The sequence below is a fragment of the Erwinia sp. TECH1 genome, from assembly GCF_054057575.1.
Genome location: NZ_JBSRZK010000001.1, coordinates 401,131 through 425,264 on the forward strand (window position 1 = coordinate 401,131; position 24,134 = coordinate 425,264).

17 protein-coding genes and 3 pseudogenes are annotated in these 24,134 nt (G+C 55.4%); 16 read left to right on the forward strand and 4 right to left on the reverse strand.

The features are described from left to right. Positions 1-21: 21 nt before the first annotated feature. Genes ACVWZ0_RS01750 through tssF form a run of 3 tightly spaced genes read right to left on the reverse strand, consistent with a single transcriptional unit; the run spans position 22 to position 3,970 of the window. Positions 22-1,059 carry a type VI secretion system protein TssA gene (locus ACVWZ0_RS01750; RefSeq protein ID WP_253456377.1) on the reverse strand — a complete coding sequence of 346 codons (1,038 nt, stop codon included), beginning with the start codon at positions 1,057-1,059 and terminating at the stop codon, positions 22-24. A gap of 29 nt (positions 1,060-1,088) precedes the next feature. Beyond that, positions 1,089-2,093 carry a type VI secretion system baseplate subunit TssG gene (gene tssG, locus ACVWZ0_RS01755; RefSeq protein ID WP_253456375.1) on the reverse strand — a complete coding sequence of 335 codons (1,005 nt, stop codon included), beginning with the start codon at positions 2,091-2,093 and terminating at the stop codon, positions 1,089-1,091. Beyond that, a complete protein-coding gene (gene tssF, locus ACVWZ0_RS01760) occupies positions 2,093-3,970 on the reverse strand; it encodes a type VI secretion system baseplate subunit TssF (protein WP_253456371.1) in 1,878 nt (625 codons plus the stop codon). Before tssF ends, tssG begins: the two co-directional genes overlap by 1 nt. Positions 3,971-4,406: 436 nt before the next feature. On the opposite strand from tssF, the pseudogene tssH reads away from it, so the two are divergent. The 16 genes and pseudogenes from tssH to ACVWZ0_RS01840 form a co-directional block, all read left to right on the forward strand. Further along, positions 4,407-7,016, forward strand: a pseudogene (tssH, locus tag ACVWZ0_RS01765) (type VI secretion system ATPase TssH); the annotation flags it as partial. A 179-nt stretch (positions 7,017-7,195) separates the two neighbouring features. After that, positions 7,196-7,729 carry a type VI secretion system contractile sheath small subunit gene (tssB, locus tag ACVWZ0_RS01770; protein WP_253456366.1) on the forward strand — a complete coding sequence of 178 codons (534 nt, stop codon included), beginning with the start codon at positions 7,196-7,198 and terminating at the stop codon, positions 7,727-7,729. A gap of 23 nt (positions 7,730-7,752) precedes the next feature. After that, a pseudogene (gene tssC / locus ACVWZ0_RS01775) lies at positions 7,753-9,239 on the forward strand (type VI secretion system contractile sheath large subunit). 111 nt (positions 9,240-9,350) lie between these two features. Next, on the forward strand, positions 9,351-9,836 hold the full coding sequence (locus ACVWZ0_RS01780) for an Hcp family type VI secretion system effector (protein WP_253456364.1): 486 nt from the start codon (positions 9,351-9,353) through the stop codon (positions 9,834-9,836). A gap of 82 nt (positions 9,837-9,918) precedes the next feature. After that, a complete protein-coding gene (tssJ, locus tag ACVWZ0_RS01785; protein WP_253456361.1) occupies positions 9,919-10,443 on the forward strand; it encodes a type VI secretion system lipoprotein TssJ in 525 nt (174 codons plus the stop codon). Between the two features lie 3 nt (positions 10,444-10,446). Next, complete coding sequence (gene tssK, locus ACVWZ0_RS01790; RefSeq protein WP_253456357.1) at positions 10,447-11,793, forward strand: type VI secretion system baseplate subunit TssK; 1,347 nt, start codon at positions 10,447-10,449, stop codon at positions 11,791-11,793. Then, a complete protein-coding gene (gene tssL / locus ACVWZ0_RS01795; protein WP_253456354.1) occupies positions 11,793-13,142 on the forward strand; it encodes a type VI secretion system protein TssL, long form in 1,350 nt (449 codons plus the stop codon). Before tssK ends, tssL begins: the two co-directional genes overlap by 1 nt. Before the next feature lie 10 nt (positions 13,143-13,152). Continuing rightward, positions 13,153-16,977, forward strand: a complete 3,825-nt coding sequence (gene tssM / locus ACVWZ0_RS01800) for a type VI secretion system membrane subunit TssM (protein WP_253456351.1) — start codon at positions 13,153-13,155, stop codon at positions 16,975-16,977. A 22-nt stretch (positions 16,978-16,999) separates the two neighbouring features. Next, positions 17,000-17,629: a hypothetical protein gene (locus ACVWZ0_RS01805; RefSeq protein WP_253456348.1), complete on the forward strand. Its 630-nt coding sequence runs from the start codon at positions 17,000-17,002 to the stop codon at positions 17,627-17,629. A gap of 59 nt (positions 17,630-17,688) precedes the next feature. Then, positions 17,689-19,893, forward strand: a pseudogene (locus tag ACVWZ0_RS01810) (type VI secretion system Vgr family protein). 118 nt (positions 19,894-20,011) lie between these two features. Beyond that, positions 20,012-20,278 carry a PAAR domain-containing protein gene (locus ACVWZ0_RS01815; RefSeq protein ID WP_253456345.1) on the forward strand — a complete coding sequence of 89 codons (267 nt, stop codon included), beginning with the start codon at positions 20,012-20,014 and terminating at the stop codon, positions 20,276-20,278. Positions 20,279-20,293: 15 nt separating this feature from the next. Continuing rightward, positions 20,294-21,106 (forward strand): TagK domain-containing protein, encoded by an 813-nt coding sequence (locus ACVWZ0_RS01820; protein WP_253456342.1) that lies wholly within the window; start codon positions 20,294-20,296, stop codon positions 21,104-21,106. Positions 21,107-21,123: 17 nt separating this feature from the next. Further along, positions 21,124-21,927, forward strand: a complete 804-nt coding sequence (locus ACVWZ0_RS01825; RefSeq protein WP_253456339.1) for a type VI secretion system accessory protein TagJ — start codon at positions 21,124-21,126, stop codon at positions 21,925-21,927. 3 nt (positions 21,928-21,930) lie between these two features. Beyond that, positions 21,931-22,419 carry a type VI secretion system baseplate subunit TssE gene (locus ACVWZ0_RS01830; RefSeq protein ID WP_253456336.1) on the forward strand — a complete coding sequence of 163 codons (489 nt, stop codon included), beginning with the start codon at positions 21,931-21,933 and terminating at the stop codon, positions 22,417-22,419. 75 nt (positions 22,420-22,494) lie between these two features. Then, positions 22,495-22,890 carry a polyketide cyclase gene (locus ACVWZ0_RS01835; protein WP_253456333.1) on the forward strand — a complete coding sequence of 132 codons (396 nt, stop codon included), beginning with the start codon at positions 22,495-22,497 and terminating at the stop codon, positions 22,888-22,890. Positions 22,891-22,978: 88 nt separating this feature from the next. Then, positions 22,979-23,506, forward strand: coding sequence for a GNAT family N-acetyltransferase (locus tag ACVWZ0_RS01840; RefSeq protein ID WP_253456330.1), 528 nt, complete (start codon positions 22,979-22,981; stop codon positions 23,504-23,506). Here the strand turns inward: ACVWZ0_RS01840 and ACVWZ0_RS01845 are convergent. Continuing rightward, the gene (locus tag ACVWZ0_RS01845) at positions 23,484-24,086 is read right to left on the reverse strand and encodes an alpha/beta hydrolase (protein ID WP_253456327.1); all 603 of its coding nucleotides are present in this window, start codon (positions 24,084-24,086) and stop codon (positions 23,484-23,486) included. The genes ACVWZ0_RS01840 and ACVWZ0_RS01845 overlap by 23 nt on opposite strands. Between the last annotated feature and the right edge of the window lie 48 nt (positions 24,087-24,134).

Sequence of the window (24,134 nt, forward strand, 5' to 3'; positions counted from 1 at the left end):
TGCCGCAATCGGCAGGCTACGCTATTCTTTGTCGCTATCGAGCCTGTCGATAATTTCCGGCGGCAGCATTTTTACCAGCTGAGAAAAGCTTTTTCCCACCGTCTTCTCCGCATACTGAAGCAGCAGGATAGCCGGGCTGCCGGGTTCCATTCGGGTAAACCATAGCCGCAGCTCCTGTAGCCTGAGCAGCGCATCGGCGCGGCTGGCAATACCGGTCTGGCGGGGCGTAATCAGGGGGACGCTGACGGCTTCGTTTTCTGCCGCCGTTTCTGCCTGAACCGGCTGTTCTACCGTTTCTTCTGCGACAAAAGAAACGGCTGGCAACAGCGGCGAAACCGTGGCTTCCTGACTGATAAATAGCCGCAGAATGGCGCCTAACCGCGCAAAATCCGGCGCTTCATCGCCCAGCGAGGTTGTCAGGATGGCGCGGAGTTCCATCAGGCAGGCGTGCGCTTTTTGCAGTGAGAGGAGGGTTTGATCCTGACGGGCTTCCCATTCGAGTAGCAAAGCCGCCGCCGTCGCTTCGGGCAGCGCGCCCTCTTCACGCGGCGTGGCGTGCGCTTTTTCAAAATCTTTTATGGCAATTTGCAGACCTGCCGCTTTCGGCAGAGGCAGCTGACGAAAATCGGCAAGCAGCCCGTTGATATCATCCAGCTCGGACAGGGCGTTAGCCCGCATAACCGGATCGAACTCGCCTTCTTCCGTCAGCTGCGGATAAAGATCCGTGGGGAAAGTGGTCAGTAAGTCACGTAATATCAGTAGCCCTTCATGCAGCGCCGCCATGCCGATTTGCCTGATACGGCAGCGCATCAGCGCCACCACCAGCCGGATATCGCGGCTTCGTTGCAGCAGCGCCTGACAGTCGCGCTCAATCTCCGCCCAGTTCACCGGTTCGGCAGCCTCGACGAAGCTGCCGTACTCCGCGTCCAGCCTTGGCTGAAGCCTGGCCTGCAGCATAATATAAGCGGCGTCATATTCCAGGTTTTCACCACAGGGCCGATCGCCGGGCACCGGCTGTAACAGATCCCGATAGTAATGATGCTTGTTGTTTTCCGTCACGATGTTGTCCTTTATATCGCGTCCGGGCGCTACGGGTGATAGCGCTCCGGCTCAAAGCTCATGCCGTAAACCGGCGTAACGTCCTCTTTTCTCTCCAGCCAGACGGCGTAGCCAAGCTGATGACTGCCGTCCAGCGTCGCCTGCGGCACCTCGCTGGCAGCCAGCACCAGCTGGACATCCCAGGCATATTCGAACCCCGTAAAATTGCGCACCCACTCCCGCAGTACGGGCAGATCCGATCCCCACGGGCTGAAGCGCATATAGTTATCCAGCGTTAAGGGGCCGAGCAGCAGCTTGAATTTGTGCTGCCTGTCCCGCACGGTATTGCCTAATATTGCGCCATCGCCCAGCAGCATGGCCGCATCGTTGCCCAGCACGGAGCAATCGGCGGGATCCAGAAAGATCCACTGGGTCACAAACTCTTCCAGCCGGGCTTTTATCTGGAAGTAATATTCGATGGCGCCCGCCAGTCCTTCCGGATTGCGCGCCTCGCGGATCAAATGGGCAGAAGACGCCAGTCGGGCGTGGGTCGGCAGCGGTTTATCGTGTAGCTCGGCCAGATCCATGCCTGCCAGACTGGCAATATAAAAAGAGAACTGTTCCTCATTCGGTCTGTCCAGCGAGGCGGTATCCTGCGCGACAAACCAGGCGCGATAAAACAGCGACAGGGCGCGATGATGAAAAACATCGAGAAAGTCGGTCAGCGTATTGTCCTGGGCCTCCGTTCGCGAGTACGCCAGTTCGGAAAAATGCAGCGGCATCGCGCCCTGCGGGCCCCATACGCCGGGGCCAAAGAGTTTTATCCCGATGCGGCCATTCTCCAGGCCGAGAGAAGCGATCTCGCGCGGCGCAAAAATCAGAGAGGCTTTTTGGCCTATGCGGAACGTCTCCTGGCCAGGCAGCACCGCTGTACCGGGCACCGGCAGCGTCGGCGTTTTAGCCGTAATTGCGCGCATGATACTGATAAAACCGGCTTCCCAGGGCCGCTCGTTATTAAACCAGGCGGCCAGCATATCGACGGAGGAAGCGCGCATCAGAACGAGCCTCGTTTGCCGGGGCGGGCCTGCCAGCTGGCGATGACGCCCCTCTGCATCGAGTGCAGCTCCGTTTCGGTAAACACATTAATAGCGGCGTGGCGAGAAAGGTAATTCTCCATCACCAGACCGAACAGGTAAGGACTGACGCCGGAAAAGCCTTCTTCATCTACCGTCAGCACGCAGCGCACGCCTCTGCCGTAAATCAACAGGCCGTCACCGGGAAGACGCCGGGTAACCGGAAACGTTTTACAGCCGATCAGGCTATCTACCTGAGTATTGGACTCGCGATCGGCGTTGTGTAAAAACAGGCGCAGCATATTGCGCAGCGATTCCCCGCCCGGCCCGTGCTCCAGATCGGAGAGCGGCAGATAGTTAAAGCTAAGCTGGCGGATCAAACGCCAGGCCGACTCCCCCAGCGCAAAAGGCTCGCGTGGCGCGCTGGGCTGGCAGACAAAGGCCGCGCCCAGAACAGGAACCGCGTCGGACAGGGTTAAATCAAAGCTGCCGCTTCTGGCAATCAGGCGTGGCAGATCCCGGTTGGTGACCATCGCTTCGACCGTAAGATAGCGAATATGGTCGGCATAGGGCGCTTCCTGCTGATCGACCAGCGAGACGAAGACCTCTGTTCCGGGATAAGGCGTGCGGGTGTCATATTTTCTCTTGCTCTCGCTTTTTACTCTGGCTTCGCGATTGAGCGAGAAGTAACGGCCGAAATTGCCATAGTCGCAGTGACGCGTTTGATAAAGCGGTTGAAACACCACTTCCTCGCTGCTTTCCGCCTGCTGGCCGCGCACCTTATGCACGGAAAAAACCTCGTAATCAAGGGGACGGCTGCGGTCGGGAACCACATGGAAAGCGTTTAGCGCCCGGTTGACTTCGATCCTGTCCACCACTTTGGGAAACAGGTTAATCACCGGCGTACAAAACGGTAAAAACTTTGACGCGTTAACATGGCCAATCAGCTGCTGGGGAAGCCGATCCAGCAGCACTATCAGCTCGGCCTCGTTGCTGTGGTTGCGGGACAAACCGGCGGCCAGCTGGGTCAGCGTAAAAAAATAAAAGCGTTGACGACAGGCGAAATATTCATGGATCAGGTTATGTCCATGAAACATGTTCCAGGAGAGCGGCAGCAGCGTCTGATCGGGATGCAGCCCTTCAAAAGTCAGCGGGCGCTGGGCGATGACCACGTCTTCCGCTTTGCTGTTGCCGGCCCGTACCAGCATAGCCACATTGCTGGTATGCAAAAGTTCAAAAAGATGGGAAACAATGCGCTCATCGCCGTCGATATAAAGCGGCAGCCGATCGAAGCCGGTCAGCTGCGAGAATACCCGTTCCCCCTGCGCACGCAATTTGATCCGCAGAGCGCCTTTCAGCCTGGCGTAAGGAATACGGTACTTTTCCAGATTGGGAATATCCGGCGGAACGGAAGTCAGGCGAGCCTCAACGATTTCTATTGGCCACAGCGTAACATCCTGACTGTTGCGAAACTCGCAGCGTGTATTTTCGCCTGGCAATATGCGGGTATAAAACGCACTGTTTTTGGGAACAAGATAGCCGTGGCCTAGCTCTCCTTCTTTCAGGTCAGGCGCAAGTTGAACCACGCCGATGGAGGGCGTGGGCGAATTATAATTAGGGTAGACGATGTCCAGAAGCCGCTGCGTAAACTTTGGGAACTCCGCATCCAGTTTTAAATGCGTACGTGCAGATAAAAAGCAAAATGCTTCAATCAGTCTTTCAACATAAGGATCGGCCGTTTCGATGCCTCTCATCCCCAGACGCCCGGCAATTTTGGGATGTTTTTCAGCAAACTCACGCGCTGACTCTTTCATAAAAGTGAGTTCCTGATTGTAATAATCGAGGAATTTATGATTCACAATTGCTCCCGTTATCCTTGTTTTTAAACGTAGGCTTTGTCTTTATTAATTTGGCCGTCTGAACAGGGTTTTTTAGTAAGCTAACTGTTATTTTTTGAAAAACAACAGGGTGTTATTAATTAATAAGCGCGTTAAATACACGCGGCGGTTTTTATGCTTTTTTCAGATTTTATAACATGTGAAAAAAACAGTCTCAATGCCATTGTGAGGAAATGCCAGAGATTTCAGCGGGTCACCAGGTTATTTGACAGGAAAAATCTTTTTAAATAAGGGGTTATAATCGTAGCGGGTCTGTTATTCAGGAATAGCGTTCGGGCGGTATTCTTAATTTATTTTTACGGCGTGGACAAGGGTATTATATTTTGTTTTCCTTCCCCGGAAGACTCTGGTCTGTGTGATTTTATGCCTGTGAAAAATGTACCCGGAGGAATGATACGTGGCGATTACAAGGCAAAATTTATTCGGCAAGCTGGATGAGACATTATTCAGAACGATTGAAAGTGCAACCACGCTTTGTAAGCTGCGCGGCAACCCCTATGTTGAACTGGTGCATTGGCTAAATCAGATCTGGCAGCAGGAGCAAAATGATTTACGTCTGATAGCCCGCCATTTTGAGGTCGATGCGCAGGCGCTGGAACAGGGCTTCGCTCAGGCGCTGGCCCGATTGCCGGCAGGTGCCAGCACTATTTCGGACTTTTCATATCATATTGAACTCGCTATCGAACGCGCCTGGATTTATGCCAGCCTGGAATGTTTTGAAAGCCGTATTCGCAGCGGACATTTGCTGATCGCCATGTTGACCACCATGGAGCTGCGGCGTGCCCTGTTTGCTATCTCTTCCGCTTTTGAACGGATCTCTCTGGAACATTTGACCGCCGATTTCGGCTATATCACTCAGGCTTCGCCGGAAGTCAGCGAGGCGACGACGGAGGCCGGCGTCATGCCCGGCGAAATTAACGCGGCTATCGGCGGCCAGACAAAAAGCGGCGGGCTGGCGCAGTATGCCACCGATCTGACCGCGTTAGCGCGCGAAGGCAAAATCGATCCGGTAACGGGACGCGAGCATGAAATCAGCACCATGACCGATATCCTGCTGCGTCGCCGTCAGAACAACCCGCTGCTGACCGGCGAAGCTGGCGTCGGGAAAACGGCCGTCGTGGAGGGGCTGGCGCAGGCCATCGTGGCGGGTAATGTGCCGCCAGCGCTGGCAAAAGTCAGGCTGCTGGCGCTGGATGTCGTCGCCCTGGCCGCCGGCGCCAGCATGAAAGGCGAGTTTGAGGCGCGGCTGAAAGCCGTGCTGGATGAGGCTATCGCTTCGCCCCAGCCCGTTATCCTGTTTATCGATGAAGTTCATACGCTGATCGGTGCCGGGGGCAATGCCGGGACGGGCGACGCGGCTAACTTGTTGAAGCCTGCGCTGGCGCGGGGCCAGCTGCGCACTATTGGCGCCACGACCTGGAGCGAATTTAAACGCCATATTGAGAAGGATCCGGCGCTGACTCGGCGTTTTCAGGTGCTGCAAATTGCAGAGCCGGATGAGGAAGCCGCCGTCGCTATGCTGCGGGGGCTGTTGCCGGTGCTGGAAAAGCATCACGGCGTCTGGATTATGGAAGAGGCTTTGCAGGCCGCCGTGCGGCTGTCGCACCGTTATATTCCGGCCCGGCAGCTGCCAGATAAGGCGATAGGCCTTCTTGATACGGCCTGCGCGCGCGTGGCCGTCGCGCAACATGCGGCGCCGGTCATGCTGCAACGTCTCCACTGTCGGACGGACGCCGCCCGCGCAGAGCTGGGCCTGGTTGAAAAGGCCAGCCGATTTGGCAAAGTGCAGCCCAACAGCGGCGAACGCCTGAGACAGGAGATCGCCGATCGGACCGAGGCTTCCCTTCAGCTGGAGCAGCGCTGGACGCGGGAAAAAGAGCTGGTCGCCGCCATCGTCGCGGTACGTGAAAAACTACAGGACGAGGCCTCTACGGCTGAGGAAGAGATGGCGCCGCTGCAAAATGAGCTGGCGGAGCTGGAAGCGCGCCTGCAGGCGGCCCGGAACGAGCAGCCGCTGGTGCAGGCGGAGGTCAATGCGGATGTCATCGGCGCGATAGTGGCCGACTGGACGGGGATCCCGGTCGGACAGATGTTAAAAGACGATCTTCACGCCGTGCTGGAACTGCCGCAGCGGCTGGCCGGGCGCGTCATCGGTCAGGACTATGCGCTGCGTCAGGTCAGCGAAAGCATCCAGACGGCTCGCGCGGGGCTGGCGGATCCGCGTAAGCCGGTCGGCGTCTTTATGCTGGTTGGCCCGTCCGGCGTGGGGAAAACGGAAACCGCGCTGGCGATCGCCGGGCAGCTTTACGGCGGCGAGCAGAATCTGATCACCATCAATATGAGCGAGTATCAGGAGGCCCATACCGTTTCCTCGCTGAAGGGATCGCCACCGGGATACGTGGGCTATGGCGAAGGCGGCGTGCTGACGGAAGCGGTACGTCGCAAGCCCTACAGCGTAGTGTTGCTGGATGAGATTGAGAAAGCGCATCCCGACGTGCATGAACTGTTTTTTCAGGTCTTCGACAAGGGCAGTATGGAAGATGGCGAAGGGCGGCAAATCGACTTTAAAAATACGGTGCTGCTGCTGACCAGCAACGTCGGCAGCGAAACGATCGCCAGCCTGTTTGCCGATGCAGAGACGGCGCCCGATGCCGAAAGCGTCAGAAAAATGGTGCAGCCTGAGCTGCTGAAAGTCTTCCCGGCGGCCTTTTTAGGGCGCCTGGCCGTGGTGCCTTATCTGCCGCTTCAGGAAGCATCACTACAACGTATTGTCCGGCAGCAGCTTGACAGACTGGCTTTGCGTTTACGCGAACAGCATGGCGCTTCGCTGCATTATGGCGAAGATTTGGTGACGCATATTATCGGGCAGTGTCCCGTGGCTGAAACGGGCGCACGAATGCTGATCCGATTTATCGAGCAAAATATCGCGCCGGAAATAGCGCGCCAGATATTAAACAGCCAGGCATCACTAAGCGAACAATGTCTCTACATAACGGCAGGGGATAATATCGTTATCCGTTTTCAGCCGAAAGGGAAAGAAGAAAACGCGATAAATGATAAAACAGGCGAGAAGCGAGAAAATCCGGCAAGGCAGGACGGATTTTTAACGGGTAATAGCGCCGCTTAACAGGCCGCTATTAATGTGAATAAAGGCTATTTTTAATAAAGCACGATGAAAGGGATATCATGATTTCAAGAAATGGCAGTGCTCAAAAATTTATCGCCAGAAACAGGGCGCCGCGCGTACAAATTGAATATGACGTGGAGATCTATGGCAGCGAGAAAAAAATAGAATTGCCCTTTGTTATGGGCGTATTAGCCGATCTGTCCGGCAAGGCGATTGAGCCTTTGCCGCCGGTTGCCGATCGCAAATTTCTCAGCATTGATATCGATAATTTCGACGAGCGAATGAAAGCCATGAAACCGCGCGTGGCTTTCGCCGTGCCTAATACCCTGACCGGGGAAGGGCAGCTGATGATCGATATGACGTTTGAAAGCATTCATGACTTTTCACCGGACGAAATCGCCAAAAAAGTGGATTCGCTTTCTCAGCTGCTGGATGCCCGCACCCAGCTGGCTAATCTGCAAACCTATATGGACGGCAAAGCCGGCGCGGAAAGTCTGCTGATGAAAGTGCTACAGGATAAATCGCTGCTGACCGCGCTGGCTTCCGCACCGAAACCAGTGAAAACAGACGGCAACCCATTAGGGAACGAATAAGGCGAGAGAGGGATATCATGTCGATGCAAGCTGAGAAAAAGAACCAGGCAACCAACGCAGGCTACAGCGATTTTAATACGCTGTTAAGCAAGGAGTTCAAACCGAAATCGGAGCAGGCGAAAACCGCCGTAGAGAGCGCGGTCAAAACGCTGGCCGAGCAGGCGCTGAGCAGCTCGGTCACCATGGCCGACGACGCCTATAAAAATATTGCCGCTTTTATTGCCGAGATCGATCGCAAGTTGTCCGAACAGATCAATTTGATCCTGCATCATCCACAGTTCCAGTCCCTGGAAAGCGCCTGGCGCGGACTGCATTATTTAGTCTACAACACCGAAACCGACGAAAAGCTGAAGCTGCGGTTTATGGATATTTCCAAAGATGAGCTGAGGCGCAATATGCGGCGCTTTAAAGGGATCGCCTGGGATCAAAGCCCGCTCTTTAAGCAGGTATATGAAGAGGAATATGGCCAGCTGGGGGGAGAACCTTACGGCTGCCTGGTCGCCGACTACTATTTCGATCACACCGCGCCAGACGTGGATCTGCTGGCCTCCATTGGCAAAATCGCCGCGTCTGCGCACGTGCCGTTTATTACCGGTGCGGCACCGTCCGTGCTGCAGATGGACTCCTGGCAGGAGCTGGCTAATCCGCGCGATCTGACCAAGATCTTTACCCAGAATCTGGAATATGCGGCGTGGAACTCGCTGCGGCAGTCGGAAGATTCACGCTATATCGGCCTGGCAATGCCGCGTTTTCTGTCGCGTTTGCCGTATGGCATTCATACCAATCCCGTCGACGACTTCAATTTTGAAGAAACCACCGACGGCGCCGATCACAGCAAGTACGCCTGGTCCAACGCGGCCTATGCGATGGCGGTCAATATCAACCGCTCGTTCAAACACTACGGCTGGTGCACGCTGATCCGAGGCGTGGAAAGCGGCGGCGTGGTGAAGGCCTGCCGTGCCATACCTTCCCGACCGACGATGGCGGCATTGATATGAAATGCCCAACGGAGATCGCTATCTCCGATCGTCGCGAAGCGGAACTGGCTAAAAACGGCTTTATCCCGCTTATTCATCGTAAAAACACCGATTATGCCGCCTTTATCGGCGCGCAGTCGTTACAAAAACCAGCGGAATATTACGATCCGGACGCCACGGCAAACGCCAACCTTTCCGCGCGGCTGCCTTACATGTTTGCCTGTTCTCGCTTTGCCCACTATCTGAAGTGCATCGTGCGCGACAAAATCGGCACATTTAAAGAACGCGATGAAATGCAGAAATGGCTGAACGACTGGATAATGAATTATGTCGACGGCGACCCGGTTAATTCCACTTTTGAAACCAAAGCGCGTCGTCCACTGGCCGCAGCGGAAGTGGTGGTTGAGGATGTGGAAGGCAATCCAGGCTATTACCAGGCGAAATTTTTCCTGCGTCCGCATTTCCAGCTGGAAGGCCTGACCGTTTCGCTGCGTATGGTAGCGAAATTACCGTCGTTGAAAGGCGCAGCATAACGATCGCAGATTTTAATATTGTTAACAGCAGCATTGTTCGCAAGGCTGCTTTAACTACATACGCTGCGCGCAGGCGTAGCGATTTTAATAGTGCTGAATAAGGGAATGATCATGGCACAAGATATGTTTATTAAGATAGACGGCATTGAAGGTGAATCGCTGGATGCCGCACATACCAATGAAATTGAGGTACTGGAATGGCATTGGGATGTTTCACAGCATTCCAATATGCACAGCGGATCCGGCGGCGGCTCAGGCAAGGCAAGCGTGGCCGATTTCTGCTTTACGCATTACACCGATAAGGCCAGCCCTAATTTATTAAGCCACTGTCTGACGGGCAAGCATATTAAAAACATTGTCTTCGTGGTGCGTAAAGCGGGCGGCAATCCGCTGGAATATTTAACCATTAACTTTACCGACACCATTATTACCCGTGTCGATATGTCAGGATCTTCAGAGGATGAAACCCGTCCTCGTGAGCTGGTTAAATTCTCCTTCACTAAAGTGACGCAGGATTACGTCATGCAGAACTCTGAAGGCAGCAAATCTGGCGTTATCTCCGCAAGCTATGACGTCAAAGCGAACCTGAGTAGCTAATACGTTAAGCGATACAAAAGCTTGTCATCCCTGGATGACAAGCTTTTCGGCCTGGCTTCGGGATTTTAAGGTGATATTTACCATGCAGTTAATCAACATAGCCCGATTCATTAGTCGTTTGCTTATTATTCTGGCGGTTTTAACGTCAGCGGGCTGCCGTTCCCCTTTCAGCGACTCTCCCAAGCCGGAGTTAACTATCAGGCTGGAAGCGTCAAAAGAAATTAATCCCAATGAAAAGGGAGAGCCTGCACCGCTGGATATTACTTTTTATCTTTTAAAATCGTTGGATAACTTTGAAAACAGCGATTTCTTTACGCTTACCGATGGCGCGGACCCGGCTTTACAGGCGGAGGCGAAAAAAGTCTATGAAGGCATATTACAGCCTGGCGAAAACAGAATAATCAGCCTGACGCCGGAAAAGGATACCGTTGCATTAGGCATCGTCGCCGCCTATCGGGATATCGACCGCGCGGGATGGAGTGAAACGTGGGAGCTTTATAAAAAAAATAAAAAACGATCCTGGTGGCGAAAAGTGTTGCCCGGAGAAGCGGTCGTGCTGACGGTACATTTTGATGCCTTAGCCATCGCGCTTGATAAAAGGGAATAGCCAGTGAGAACAAATAAAGTTATCTGGAGCGAAGGACTGTTTTTACGTCCGCAGCTGTTTCAGCAGCAGGAACGCTATTTTGAATATTACGCCCACAAGCGAGCGGCAACGATATCGCCTTTTTTTTGGGGGTTTGCGCAATACGATATCGATCTGGAAGCGCTCTCTTACGGCAAACTGGTGCTGCGCGCCGGACGCGGCGTGCTGCCGGACGGCACGCCTTTTGATATACCCGGCCATGCCGAACTGCCTGAACCGCTGACCATTACGCCGGATCATCTGGGGCAGCTGATTTTCCTGGCCGTGCCGCTGCGGCTGGATAACAGTGACGAAACCATCTTCGATCTCAGCGACAGCGGTTCGCTGGCGCGCTTCGCCGCTTTTGAAACGGAGCTGAGCGATACCAATGCGATCCGTCAGGGGCCAAAACCTGTCCAGCTGGCAAGGCTGCGCCTGAATCTGGTTTCTGAAAATGAAATGACGGAATCCTGGATTGGTCTGCCGCTGACCCGCATCAGGGCCATTCAGCCCGATGGCAGCGTGCTGCTGCATACCGAAGACTATATTCCGCCGGTCACCGGCTATGCGGCCAGCACGCTGTTAGCCGAATGGCTGACGCATCTTAACGGTCTGGTCAGGATGCGCGCCGATATGTTGGCGGGCCGACTGGCTAATAGCGACGGCAAAGCCAGCGCCAGCGCCGAAGTGGTCGACTATCTGCTGCTGCAAATTTTCAATAAATATGAGCCGGTGTTGGATCATCTGCGGCACGTGCCCGAGCTGCCGCCAATTGTGCTTTATCAGGAGCTGGCGAAATTCTCGGGCGAGCTGTCGACCTTTATCCGTACGCAGACGCGACGGCCGGTGAGCGCGCCGGGCTACGATCACGCCAGGCTTTATCCTTCTGTTCGCCCGCTGGTTGAAGAGCTGCACTATTTGCTGAATCAGATTTTGATCCGTGCCGGTCAAATGATCGACCTCCATGCGAAAGGCAATGGCGTCTGGACGGCCGCCATGCTGCCGGGCGAGCTGCGCGAGTTTTCTAATCTGGTGCTGGCCGTACACGCTCAGCTGCCCATGGACGTGCTGCAACAGCAGTTTTCGGCGCAGGCGAAAATCAGCGCGCCGCAGCAGCTGCATGAGCTGGTTCGTTCACACCTGCCGGGGCTGGTGTTACAGGCGCTGCCGGTGCCGCCGCGTCAGATCCCTTATCACGCCGGCTATGTCTATTTCGACCTGCTGCAAAGCGGGCCGTTCTGGGACAAAATTGCCGCAACCGGCGCGCTGGCGTTACATATTGCAGGTGATTTCCCTGACCTGAATATGGAGCTTTGGGGAGTCAGAAGCTGATGCGCGACGAGAGCCAATTTGCCGCGCCGGATGCCGCGCCCGAAGAAACGTTGACGCCGCAGGCGCTGGGCAAGTTTCTGCTGGATGACGATCCGGGAAACCCAGGAACGCCGGAACGCGGCGATCCTGATGCGTTTATCCAGGGCTGGTCCAGCCAGAAAAGTGAGGTTTTGCTGCAAAGCGAAGGCGTACAGCTGCGGGTGCAAAAGGTAAGGGCGGCTGAAAATCCGCTGCTCGAAGCCGCCCAGCCACTGCTGCGCGCGCTTAGCGAGATGCCGGAAACCATCCCGTATCCCGAACATGTCGAGCTGCTGAAACAAAGCCTGAAACACGATATCAATCTGTTTAGCGTGGTATGTGACGAGGTCAATATCGCCTGGAAAAAGATGGCTATCGTTCGCTATTGCCTTTGTACCGCGCTGGATGAAGCGGCACATACCACAACGTGGGGAATGCAGACCGGCTGGTCGCAAAGCAACATCCTTAACCATTTTGAAGGCGACAACGACGGCGGCAACAAATTTTTCCTGCTGGTTGGCCGTCTTTCTATAGATCCCCACGAGTACGGAGACGTGCTTGAAGTGCTGCTGCGTATCCTCGGGCTGGGTTTTGAGGGCCGCTACAGCATTCTGGAAGATGGCGACCGACAGCTGATGAAAATCCGTCAGCGGCTTCTGACCCTTATTCAAAGCACGCGCGACTCGCTCTCGCCAGCGCTGTCGCCGCATGGCGCGGCCATACGCGGCCAGAAAAAATCTAAAAGGCGCATTGTGCCCGTGCGCGTCACGCTGCTGCTGAGCTGTCTACTGGTCGGGAGCCTGTGGATTTGGTGCAAATACTGGCTGGGTACGCATCAGATAGCGCTTCAGCAGCGGATCCACGCAATGCAGCAGCTGAAGATAAGCCGCCCCGTAGCGGCAATGAAGCTACGGCTGGCTATTTTGCTGAAAGAAGAGATCAGGCAGGGGCTGGTCAGCGTTGACGAAACGCAAAGTCAGAGCAAGGTCGTTTTTCGTGGCGATTCCGTGTTCCTTTCAGGATCGGACAAAGTCATCGCCGATATGGAGCCTATTATCAAACGCGTCGCGAAGGAAGTTCATCGCGTGAACGGCAGGGTAGTGATCGTAGGGCATACGGATGCCACGCCCATCAGGACAAAAGCTTTTCCCAATAATCAGGTGCTGTCGGAAAAACGAGCGACGGACGTGGCGCGCTATTTTCTTACCGAAGGGATAGCGCCTGACAAAATCCGCATTCAGGGCGCCGGAGAGAATCAGCCCGTCAGCAGTAATAACCATGCACAAGGACGTGCGCAGAACCGGCGCGTGGAATTTTTTGTGACCTATTAATGAGTTAGCCATGTTTAATCTGAACAGGATGTTCTCGCTTCGCGTTTTTAAAGTAGTGATGGTCATAGCCTTTTTTATGCTGATTATCGCTGCGGTTTGGTTTCTCGGCCCTTTACTGGGCTTTGGCGACACGCGTCCGCTGGCAGGCGTTGAGGCGCGCGTGATTTATGTTGTTCTGGCACTGCTTTGTCTGATTGGGCTGTGGTTTAACGTACCGTCGTTTCTTCTGCTGGCCGCAACGGCCTGCGTTGTCGTCTGGACGATTGGCCCTTACCTGCTGATCGGTGAAAGCTATCCGCTAAGCGGTATCGCCACCAGAGCCAGCCTGATTGGCGCTATCCTGCTGGTCACGCTGCTGTATGGCGGCTGGAGGCTGCTGCTGGCGCTGAAAAACAATCCTAAGCTGCTTGACGCTTTTTTCGGCAGCAAAGAGGTTAAAAGCGATGGCGACGTCAGCGAGGTTAATGCGGCTATCCGTGATGCAGCGGCATATATAAGACAGCTGCGTAAAAACGGTACCTGGCTTAAGCGGTTTTTTTCATTTGGAAAAATGCACGGCGAGCTTCCCTGGTACATGACTATCGGGACGCAGGGCGCGGGAAAAACCACGGCGATCTTATCGTCAGGACAGCATTTCCCGCTGCCGGAACAGCTGAGCAGGGTCTGCAAAGAGAGCGCGCCTACCCGTAACTGTGAGTGCTGGTTTGCGAATGACGCGCTGTTTATCGACACGGCCGGAAAATATCTTGATTCGTCGGACGAGCAGCCGGAGTGGGACGGTATTATCAAGGCCATTAAAAAATATCGTCCGATAGAGGCGATTAACGGTGTGATTGTGGCGATCGGCGTGACCGACGTAATGGGTAAAAATAAAACGGAGCTCTACGATCTGGCCGCGAAAGTTCGCGCCAGGCTGGAGGCGATGCGCAGCAGACTGGGGGTACGCTTTCCGGTTTATATGCTGATTACCAAACTGGATCGGCTGATGGGGTTCGCCGAATATTTCCGCAGCCTGACCGAGCAGGAGCGCGAGCAGGTATGGGGCGTGACTTTCCCCTGGGGGGAAGAGGTGAAAACCGGCATTGGCGATCTGCGCGAACGGGTCGGAGCGGAGTTTGCGCTGCTGGAAAATCGTCTGGAAAAGGCAATGACGGTGCGCCAACAGGAGGAATACAGCAATACGGACAGAAAGCGCATGTACGTGCTGCCGCAGGATTTCCGCATGCTGCTGGACAGCGTAACGGAAGTGGCGCAGACGATTTTCTTCGCCTCACGCTATGATGAAAATCAGGGCTATACCTCGCTGCGCGGTATCTACTTTGTCAGCAGCCACCAGCCTGAGGATACCGTTATGGTCAATAACGGGACGCTGATGCAGAAGTGGCGCAACTATATTGCTAACCGACAGACGGTGCCGCTGGCTTATCCAGCTTCGCTGACTGGTGAGAGCGAGGCGCTGGTCAGGGATGTTGCCTGGGGCAGGCACTATTTTCTGAAATCCCTGTTTTCCGACATCATCCTGAAAGATGGCGATCTGGTGCGGCGCAATTTACGGGTAGAGTCAAAATATCGCTTCCAGAACTTCTTTGGTCATATGCTTTGCATCGCAGCCTGCTGCTGGTTACTGAGCGGGATCTACCACAGCTATCATCATAACGGCGGCTACCTTGTCGCGGCCGGGAAAAAAGCGACCAGGCTGGAAGCAGAGGTCAAAAGCTATCAACAGGCGGCGGATCCCGGCAAGCTGCCGCTGCTGCTGAATCTGGCGCACTATCTGCCTGAATTTAACGGCCTTGACGTGTTGCATCCCGATCTTCCTTTCCGCTATGGCCTTTATGTCGGCAAGCGTTTAACCCACGATGCCGACGGCCTTTACCACTATTTTCTGCAGCGGCTGCTGTTTCCGCAAATCGAACAACAGGCGCATGAGGCTTTGCAGAGCGCCGTTTATGAACGCGATCCTGCGACAATTTACAACGCGCTTAAACGTTATCTGATGCTGGCAGGACAGGGCCAGTTCGATCGGGCATGGCTGGTCAGCGAGATTGCCCGGCAGTGGGACAATGCCGGAAAGCTCCAGCCTTATGAAGAAAGGAGCCTGTTTATCGCCCATCTTGAGGCGTTATTCAGCCGCCCGGACTGGCGGCAGTATGGCCAGCAACCGGATAAAAACCTGGTGGCGGAAGCGCGCGAAATACTTAATCGCAACACGCCGGTTAATCGACTTTATGCACGCGTGATAGCGCAGATGCAGGCGGAAGCGCCGGAGAATCTGACCTTAAGCAAAATGACCGATGAGGACGCCGGTCAGATTTTTACCCTTACCGATGAGGCGCTGGCGGAAAAAGGGATGCCTGGACTGTTTACCTGGGAAGGCTATCACCACGTTTTTAAAAAAAAGCTGGGCGACAGCGTGCGGGCGTTACAGGCTGAAGATAGCTGGGTAATGGGCAATAGCGAGGCGCAAAGCGCCCTGAAAGCGCTGAAGGTGGACAGAGGATCGGGCATTGTCGATCCGACCCGCGAAGCCCTGATGACGCTTTATCTGAAGGAGTATACGCGGCGATGGCAGGCTTTTTTGCAAAGCATCCGGCTGAAAAGCGAGGATGCAGGCCAGAACAATACCGGGCTTTCTTTTGATATCTACATGCTGCGCACGCTGGTTTCTACCCACTCGCCGCTGGTAAATCTGGCGAGGCGCGCCGTCAGGGAAACCACGCTTGCCGTGGATCAGCAGGATAACCTGCTAAAAAACCAGCGTGTCAGCAGCTCAGGATTATCCAACAGTCGACTGGTGGATGCCGCCTCAAAGCTTAATCTGGCGCTGGCCGCTCAGGAGAAAAAAGCGCTGCGTCAGGGAGTGGATAACTATTTTGTGCCGCTGCGTGAATTCGTGGGCGGCGGCGAAAAAGGCATGGGCGCGGCTTCCGGCACTAAGCTGCACCAGATTATGGGCGTGCTGAACGATCAGTACACGCTGCTGGTCATCTCCGACAGCGCGATCAAAAACGGCAATCTGCCGTCGGTGTCCGACGCAGGACAGCGGCTGAGCGCGGAGTCCGCCGTCTGGCCCGACCCTTTTAAATATATTATCGCGCCGCTGCTGAACGGCGCTTACCGACGGGTCAATCATCAGATCGTCTACAGCAGCAATAAAACCATCGCCTCAGGGCCGGGCGAAGTGTGCCGCAACACTTTGCAGGGCCGCTATCCTTTTGCGGATAACAGTGAGGAAGTCAGCCTGCGTGACTTTGAGCGCTTTTTCGCCACGGGCGGCGTGCTGGATGACTATTTTCAAAAAAAACTGGCCGACAAAGTTGATACTGCTGCAAGGCCCTGGCGCTATCGCGGCGATATTAATAGCCAGGATTCAGACGCGCTGGATGTTTTTGAGCAGGCCGCTGCGATCCGCAGCGCTTTCTTCCAGAACGGCGGCCGCACGCCGGGTATCGATTTCTCCGTGTCCATTCCCTATCTGGATCCTTCGGTCACCCAGCTTAACCTCAACTTTGACGGCAGCGTGATGGGGTATTCGCACGGCCCGGTTACGCCAAAACTTTTTCACTGGCCGGGCGCACGTGCGGAATCCGTCGTCAATATGAGCACCAAACCGCGCATTCTGGGGCAGGAAAACGGCCTGACCTTTACCGGCCCCTGGGCGCTGATGCGCTGGCTGGATACCGTTAACGATATTGCGACTTCGCCTGGCGGCCAGCCAGTGCTGCTGTTTAATCTGCATCAGCGGCCCGTCAAAATCGAGGTCACAGGCCTGACCTGGAACGATGAGCTTATCGTCGATTTACTGAAAAATTTTAACTGTCCCGGCGCATTTTAAGCCGTGGGGCACGGAGCGGCATATGGCCATTCGTACCGGTATTATTGGCAAAGAGGCGCCAACGTTATTGCCAGGCAGAGAGCGGAAAAAAGTTGCCGCCGTACTGGCCGAAAAAGTGGTGCCGGCGATGCAGATGACGCTGCCAGGACAGCTTTTACCGGAGCACTACCCGTGGTGCTTTATTCTGCCGCCGTTGCGGAAAAAGGGCCGCTGTTACGTGGGGGCCTTGGTCAACAGCCGCGCGGCGGGGCTTTCGGCAATTTACGCCGCCGTCAGCGTGCAGTGGCTGCAAAAGGAGCTGGCATCTGACTTTCATATCGCCTTCTGGCTGGCGAGAATTATGATGGCGCAGCAAAATCAGGATGGCGTGGTTAATCAAGATATCTATTTGAAAAACTGGGTTAATTTATTACGTTCTCGCTACTCCCCGTTTCGCGAACGGCTGCTTAATGAGCGCTATCGCTTCAGTTATCATGCGGATTTGCTGTTGGCGGAGTTGAGCGAGTACGACAGAAGCATCACGGAGGAAAAAGGCGTCGGCAGCATGCCCTGGCCGGACTGGCCGGAAATTATCCAGACGGATCGCAAAGCGTGGCTCTGGCGGCAAAGCCGCTACGGCAAAATTATCGATTCGCAGCACATTATCTGCTGAAAAGGAGAGGGAGAGGCGCTCCCTTAGGGTGCAATATAAACCAAGGATTAGGTGTTGATATGGCAAGAACCATAACGTTAAGCAGCTCAGCAATGCCGCTTTTGCTGGGTGAAACCGCGCTGGTATTAACGAAGCTGGAAGGCAAGGAGTCGTTCTCTTCTTTATATACCTACAAGCTAACTGCCAAAACGCCAGCCAGCGATCTTATTCCCTGGCAGTCAGCGGCGAACGTGGATATTAAAGCGCTGATTGGTAAAGAGATGACCGTGTCGATAGAGCTGGACGGCAACGGGCTGGATGAATTGATGGGCATCGGCGCGGGCAGCCGGGAAATCTCCGGCCTGGTGCAGCGTGCCAGGTTTCTGGGGCGGGATGCGAATCAGGCCATCTTTGAAATTATCCTTCGCCCCTGGCTTTACCTGACGGAACTGACCTCCGACTTCAAGATCTTCCAGCAAAAAACGGTGGTGGAGATTATTGACGAGGTGCTGGAGGAATATAATTTTCCGCTGGAAAAACGGCTAACCGGTTCTTATCCCCAGCTGGATTTTCAGGTGCAATACGGTGAAACGGATTTTAATTTTATCGAGCGCCTGATGGAGGAGTGGGGGATTTACTGGTTTTTTGAGCATGAAGACCAGAAGCATAAGCTGGTGCTGGTGGATCACGTTGGCGCGCACAAGCGTTTTTCCAGCGAGGCCTGGCATGTGCTGCAATATATGCCGAGCGAACCCAAAGCCGGGCAGGAATATATTACCCGTTTTAAATTTCAGGAAACCATTACCTCCGGCCGGTGGTATACCAACGATTACGACTTTACAAAATCCCGAGCGGATATATCGGCTGCCGACAGCAAGCCTCGTCAAACCACCTTTAACGACATGGAGCTTTACCACTGGCCCGGCGATTACGATCGGCCAGATATCGGCGAACAGCTGGCGAAAGTCCGTATGGAAGAGCGGGGCGCGATCGGATCAAGAGCATCCGGCTCCGGCGAACTGCGGGGCGTGGTATGCGGCACCAACTTCGAGCTGCAAAATTACCCGCTGGAGAAAGCGAACCGGGAATATATGGTCATCTCCAGCGAGCTGATCGTTAGCGATGTCAGCCAGGTGACGGGGATGGGGGATTTCAGTTATCAAAGCCATTTCACCGTTCAGCCTACCACCAAGATTTATCGCCATCCTCAGCTGGCGCTGCGCCCAAAAACCAGCGGGCCGTAGACGGCTGTAGTGGTAGGGCCACCGGGCGAAGATATCTGGACCGATACCTGGGGCCGCATAAAAGTGCGCTTTTTATGGGATCGCTACGGGCACAACCGCGAAACGGATTCCTGCTGGATCCGCGTCAGCCAGGCGTGGGCCGGCAACAATTTTGGCGGGATCTATATCCCACGCGTCGGTCATGAAGTGATCGTGGACTTCATTAACGGCGATCCGGATCGTCCGCTGGTGATCGGCAGCCTTTATAACAACGTCACCATGCCGCCGTGGGATCTGCCTGCCAACGCCACGCAAAGCGGATTAGTGAGCCGCACGGTAGGCGGCGGACGCACCAACTTTAACGGCATCCAGTTTGAGGATAAACCAGGGCTGGAGCAGTACTGGGAACAGGCCGAGCGCGATATGTCCCGCCTGACCAAGCGTAATGAAACGCAAACCATCGGGCTGAACTCCGATCTTGCCGTCGGCGCGACGCGCTCTGTCAGCATCGGTGTTAACAGCAACAGAGTGGTTGGCGTTAATGAATCCACCACGGTGAATGGCAGCAGCTCGTTAATGGTCGGCGGCGCGCTGGGCTTTACGGTTGGCGGCGCGCAGTCCGAGTCGATAGGCGGTGCGAAAGGGATTAACGTCGGCGGCGCTTTTATGAATAACGTGGGTGGGTATTACTCGCTTGCCGTCGGTGGCTACATCGGCATGGTTGCAGGTGGCGCTATGTCATTAACGGCAGGCGGCGTGCTTTCACTTTGCGCGGGTAAAATTATCCTGTGCGCTAACCATATCGTGCTTCAGGGAGGACAGGTCGATTTAAATCCTGGCGATTGCTGTAGCTGCTGTAGCTGTGGCGGCGGCGGCGGTGGCGGCTTTGTCGCGGGCGTGCCGAGCCTGAGCGTTTTTGGGTTTGTCGCTCTTCCCTTCCCGCTGCCCCCACTGCCTGTACCAACGCCGACTCCCCCGGCACCGGCGCCGACGATAACCACACCGGAGCCTACTACCCCTACCCCGGGCGGCAGGACCACGCCTGTGCCGACCATGCCTTGAGAGTGGTTTAACCGCGCATGGGGTAGCAGCCGGCGGCGTTATAGCCAGCCCGTCGTTGCCCCAGGCGTTTTATCAGTAACCGGGCTGGCATCAGCCCAACAGCAAGATGAGGTGAAAAATGGGAAGCTGCGCAGCCAGACTTGGTGATGCAATCGCACATGGCGGAGCAATAGTAAGCGGATCGGGAAATGTACACACTAACGGCTGTTGCGCTGCAGCAGCAGGCATCAGCGCCGCAGTGTGCGCTTTTCATGGCGGCGCGCCCGTCGCGTCAGGATCGGGCAGCGTATTTATCAACAACTGCAATGCAGCACGGCTGGGTGACGTCACCGGTTGCGGCGCAGCCGTTGTCTCCGGTTCCGGCAACGTGACTATCGGCGGTTAACTCGTGCAGCTGCTAATGACCTGGCCCGATAATCAGCCCGCTTTCCCGCTTGGCGAAAGTTATACCGTCGAACGCCCGGTCTGCTTCAATCCGCAAAACGGGCAATTTAGCGAGGCCGGTTCGTCGGACGCCCTGTGGTTTTACCGCTCGCCTGGCGGGCCAGTTATCTTCAATACCTGTAAGGATCTGCTTTGTCTGGTTGATAACGGCAGAGTGGCAGAGGGCGAGCGCCGCGTGCTCCGCCTTAATGCGGCGATCCAGCTGGGTCACTATGGCTTTACCGTAGTGGATGATGAAGACGTGCCGGGAGAGGAGCTGTGCCATATGCTGCTTGACGGCGATCCCCTGCAGAAAAGGCCGCTACCCGAAGTGGACGATATTTTGCCCAGCGGCGGGCACTATATGGGCGATTATCGCTACCTTAACGAGGCCGCGGCGGCGAAGACAGAAGCCGCCGCGGACATTCTTGAAGCGCTGGAGGAAGAATACAAAAAGTTTCTTATCTGGGGCGAGCAGCACCGCCACGTAGCCCAGGAACGCCCTACGCTGACCCGGCTTCCCGACTGCGATGATTACTTTGAGGCCGTCCGGGAGGAGATGAAGGCGAAAACGTTGACGGAATGCCTGATCCAGACGCCTTCGCTGATTGATAAGGTCTGGACGGAGCTGAACGTTGAAGGGACAACCGGCCCGCTGATTTTCGATGATGAAAAAACGGATATTTTAAAACTGCTGGCTCCGGAGAATATCGCTTCAAAAGAGAAGCAGACCATACCGGAACTGGTTTTTCACGATCTTTATAAGCCCGGGCTGGACAGCCCTTATTAACCCAGGATGGACCCATTATGCATGATGCAAAATCTTTAACCGCACTGCTGAAAACCACCTCGTTAAGCGATCTGATTGCGGAGGCGGCCGCGAACGTCAAAGCGCGTCCTGACGATAGCGCGTGCCGCAACGCGCTGTTCGGCCTGTACTGCCTTGATGGACGATGGGAAAAAGCGCTGATGCAGCTGCAAACGCTGGCCCTGCTGGATGACGTCGAGCCAAAGCAGTGCGAGCTGGGCAAGAACCTGATCCTCAGCGAGCTGATGCGGGAAGACGTGCTGGCGGGTAAACGCAGCCCTGGCCTGTTTACCGCCGCCGCACCGGAATGGATGACGCTGCTGCATCAGGCGAACAAAGCCCAGGCGGAAAACGAGCCGGAACGGGCCGAGACGCTTCGTCAGCAGGCCTTTTCTCTGGCCCCGGAAAGCGCCGGCAGCGGGGAGATAACGGGAAGGTTCGCCTGGATAGCGGACAGCGACGGGCGTATCGGGCCAGCCTGCGAATTTATCAGCGCTGGCGGCTATCGTCAGGTGCCTTTTTCCTCGCTGCAGCTGCTGCACGTTCGTCGACCTGAAGATCTGCTCGATCTGATTTGGACGCCCGCCCATATTAAAACAGACGGCGAGTTTCACTACGGCTACGTGCCTGCCCGCTATCCCCTTACCGCTGAAGCGGAACAGAGCGAGAAGCTGGGGCTGCTTAGCGAATGGCAGCAGGTTTCCGCTATGCTGGCGACGGGCGCTGGCAGAAAGGTGCTGATTACCGATAGTGGGGAATTTTCCCTGCTGGAAGTGGCCGAAATCCGCTTTGGCCAGGTGTAGGCAATGGAAAGAAAACAGAGTTTTTCGCCTACGCTGCTGGAAAGGCTGCTGGACGACGAGCCGAAAAAAAAGCGTGAAAGCTACGATGCCTGCTATGTGAGCGCTAAAGAGTTGCGCGCCATCGTGCAAAAGGATATCGCCTGCCTGCTTAACAGCACGAACCTTGAAGAACAGCTGGATGAAGCCCGGCACGGCGCGTTAATGGTCTCCGTTTTTAACTATGGCGTAGCGCCGCTGACGGGCAAATATGCCAGCCACCATAGCTGGCACATTATTGAGAAAAACATCCGCAACGCGCTGCTGCGCTTCGAGCCAAGAATTATTCCGGAAACGCTGCTGGTACGGCCGGTGACAGAGAGGGCGCCGGGGCAAAACGGTCAGGTGCTGTTTGAGATAGGCGGCTTGATTAACTGGCAGCCGCAGCCTGTCGATCTCAGCCTGAAAGGCGCTTATGATGCGGAAACGGCGAAGGTAGCGTTAAAATCTTTTTAAGGGCGGGCCGCCGCCCCTTTTCATCCTTACCTGCCGATGGTTAAATCCCCTGACGATAAAAATTCAGGAGGCCCTATGCTGCCATCGCAAACTATCAGTCTGACCATCCCCCGTAACTGGGTTGATCTTTACGAGACCATCTGGAAACCCGACTATTTTCCGAAATGGATCGGCGCCCTTAGCGAAACGACGCTGGAGCAGGACGGCACCTGGTGGAAAATCGTCGGGGCGGAAAGCGCGAAAAAAATCCGTTTCACCGATCACAACCCTTATGGCGTAATGGATCGCTACGTGGATACCGGTTTTGGCAAGGAGACAGTGGTGCCGATGCGGGTGGTTGGCAACGAAGAGGGATCGGAAGTGCTGATGACGATCTTCCGGCAGCCCTTTACCTCCGAGGAAAAATTTGCCGAAGAGATCGCGACGGTCCAGCAAGATTTACAGAGGCTGCATACGCTGCTGACCACCTGAGCCGCCGCGCCGATCTGTTTTGCCCGAAGCGGCCCATCTGCCGCCGTTGTTTATGCGCATCGCCACTCATTAAGGACGTCAGCCAGCAATGAAGATCGTTACCTGCACCGAAGACCGCCACAGCGCCGCTATTCTGGCCATTTTCAACGACGCTATTGTTAATTCTACCGCGCTCTATGACTACGAGCCGCGCCAGCCGGAAAGTATGCAGAGCTGGTTCGCCGTTAAACGGCAGCATGATTTCCCGGTTATCGGCGTTGAGGATGAGGCGGGCAGGCTAATGGGCTTTGCCAGCTACGGCACTTTTCGCGTGCACGCCGCCTGCCAGTTTACCGTTGAGCATTCAATTTATATCCACCCCGATTTTCGCGGGCAGGGACTGGGTAAAACGCTGCTGGACGCGATCGTTGAGCAGGGGCGGGAAAAAGGGATGCATCTGATGATCGGCAGTATTGACGCGGATAACCGCGCCAGCATTGTTCTGCATGAGAAAAAAGGCTTTACGCTGGCCGGAACGCTGAACGAGGTCGCCTGGAAGTTCGACCGCTGGCTGAACCTGGCGTTTTACCAGAAACGGCTGAACGACGGCGCGGCTACGCCAGGCACGTCGCGATAAATTCGCTGGCGCTGCGTGCGCCCTGGGCGGAAATAGTATGGCCAACCGACGCGTCAAATTGGGTGCTGACGACCGCGCCCAGCTCGCGTAGCTGCCTGGCTGCCGCTTCGCTTTCCGCACAGGGAATAACGCTGTCTGCCATGCCGTGGATCAGCATGACCGGCGTTTTCGCCGGCATTTCATAAGGCAGCGGCGACGCCAGCCTGCCGGAAAACGCCACCACGCCCGCTACCGGCCAGCGCCCGGAAACTACGGCGTCCAGCGCCATAATGCTGCCCTGGGAAAAGCCGACCAGCACCACGTTCTCCAGACGATCCTGCATCTGGTGGATTGCCAGAATAGCGCTAAGTTGGCGATCGAAAGCCTCCCGCGCGTGATAAACCCGCTCCGCCCGATTAGCAGACGTGACGCCGCTCAGGCTAAACCACTGATAGCCGGCGCCGTGTTCAAAAGGAAAGGGCGCATTGGGACTGGTGAAAGCCACCCGAGGCAAACCTTCTGCCCAGTGCGCGCCCAGTCCGGCCAGATCCTTACCGTTGCTGCCGACGCCGTGCAGTAAAATAATCAATCCTTTCGTCACGGGACTTCTCCTGTTGAGCCGCTCTCCACTGTGGAAACGGTTTCACTC

Coding starts and splice junctions, on each gene's coding strand:
- tssG (WP_253456375.1), bottom strand. CDS start 2,093: ATGCGCGCTTCCTCCGTCGATATGCTGGCCGCCTGGTTTAATAACGAG.
- tssB (WP_253456366.1), top strand. CDS start 7,196: ATGATTTCAAGAAATGGCAGTGCTCAAAAATTTATCGCCAGAAACAGG.
- ACVWZ0_RS01780 (WP_253456364.1), top strand. CDS start 9,351: ATGGCACAAGATATGTTTATTAAGATAGACGGCATTGAAGGTGAATCG.
- tssJ (WP_253456361.1), top strand. CDS start 9,919: ATGCAGTTAATCAACATAGCCCGATTCATTAGTCGTTTGCTTATTATT.
- tssL (WP_253456354.1), top strand. CDS start 11,793: ATGCGCGACGAGAGCCAATTTGCCGCGCCGGATGCCGCGCCCGAAGAA.
- tssM (WP_253456351.1), top strand. CDS start 13,153: ATGTTTAATCTGAACAGGATGTTCTCGCTTCGCGTTTTTAAAGTAGTG.
- ACVWZ0_RS01805 (WP_253456348.1), top strand. CDS start 17,000: ATGGCCATTCGTACCGGTATTATTGGCAAAGAGGCGCCAACGTTATTG.
- ACVWZ0_RS01815 (WP_253456345.1), top strand. CDS start 20,012: ATGGGAAGCTGCGCAGCCAGACTTGGTGATGCAATCGCACATGGCGGA.
- ACVWZ0_RS01820 (WP_253456342.1), top strand. CDS start 20,294: ATGACCTGGCCCGATAATCAGCCCGCTTTCCCGCTTGGCGAAAGTTAT.
- ACVWZ0_RS01825 (WP_253456339.1), top strand. CDS start 21,124: ATGCATGATGCAAAATCTTTAACCGCACTGCTGAAAACCACCTCGTTA.
- ACVWZ0_RS01830 (WP_253456336.1), top strand. CDS start 21,931: ATGGAAAGAAAACAGAGTTTTTCGCCTACGCTGCTGGAAAGGCTGCTG.
- ACVWZ0_RS01835 (WP_253456333.1), top strand. CDS start 22,495: ATGCTGCCATCGCAAACTATCAGTCTGACCATCCCCCGTAACTGGGTT.
- ACVWZ0_RS01840 (WP_253456330.1), top strand. CDS start 22,979: ATGAAGATCGTTACCTGCACCGAAGACCGCCACAGCGCCGCTATTCTG.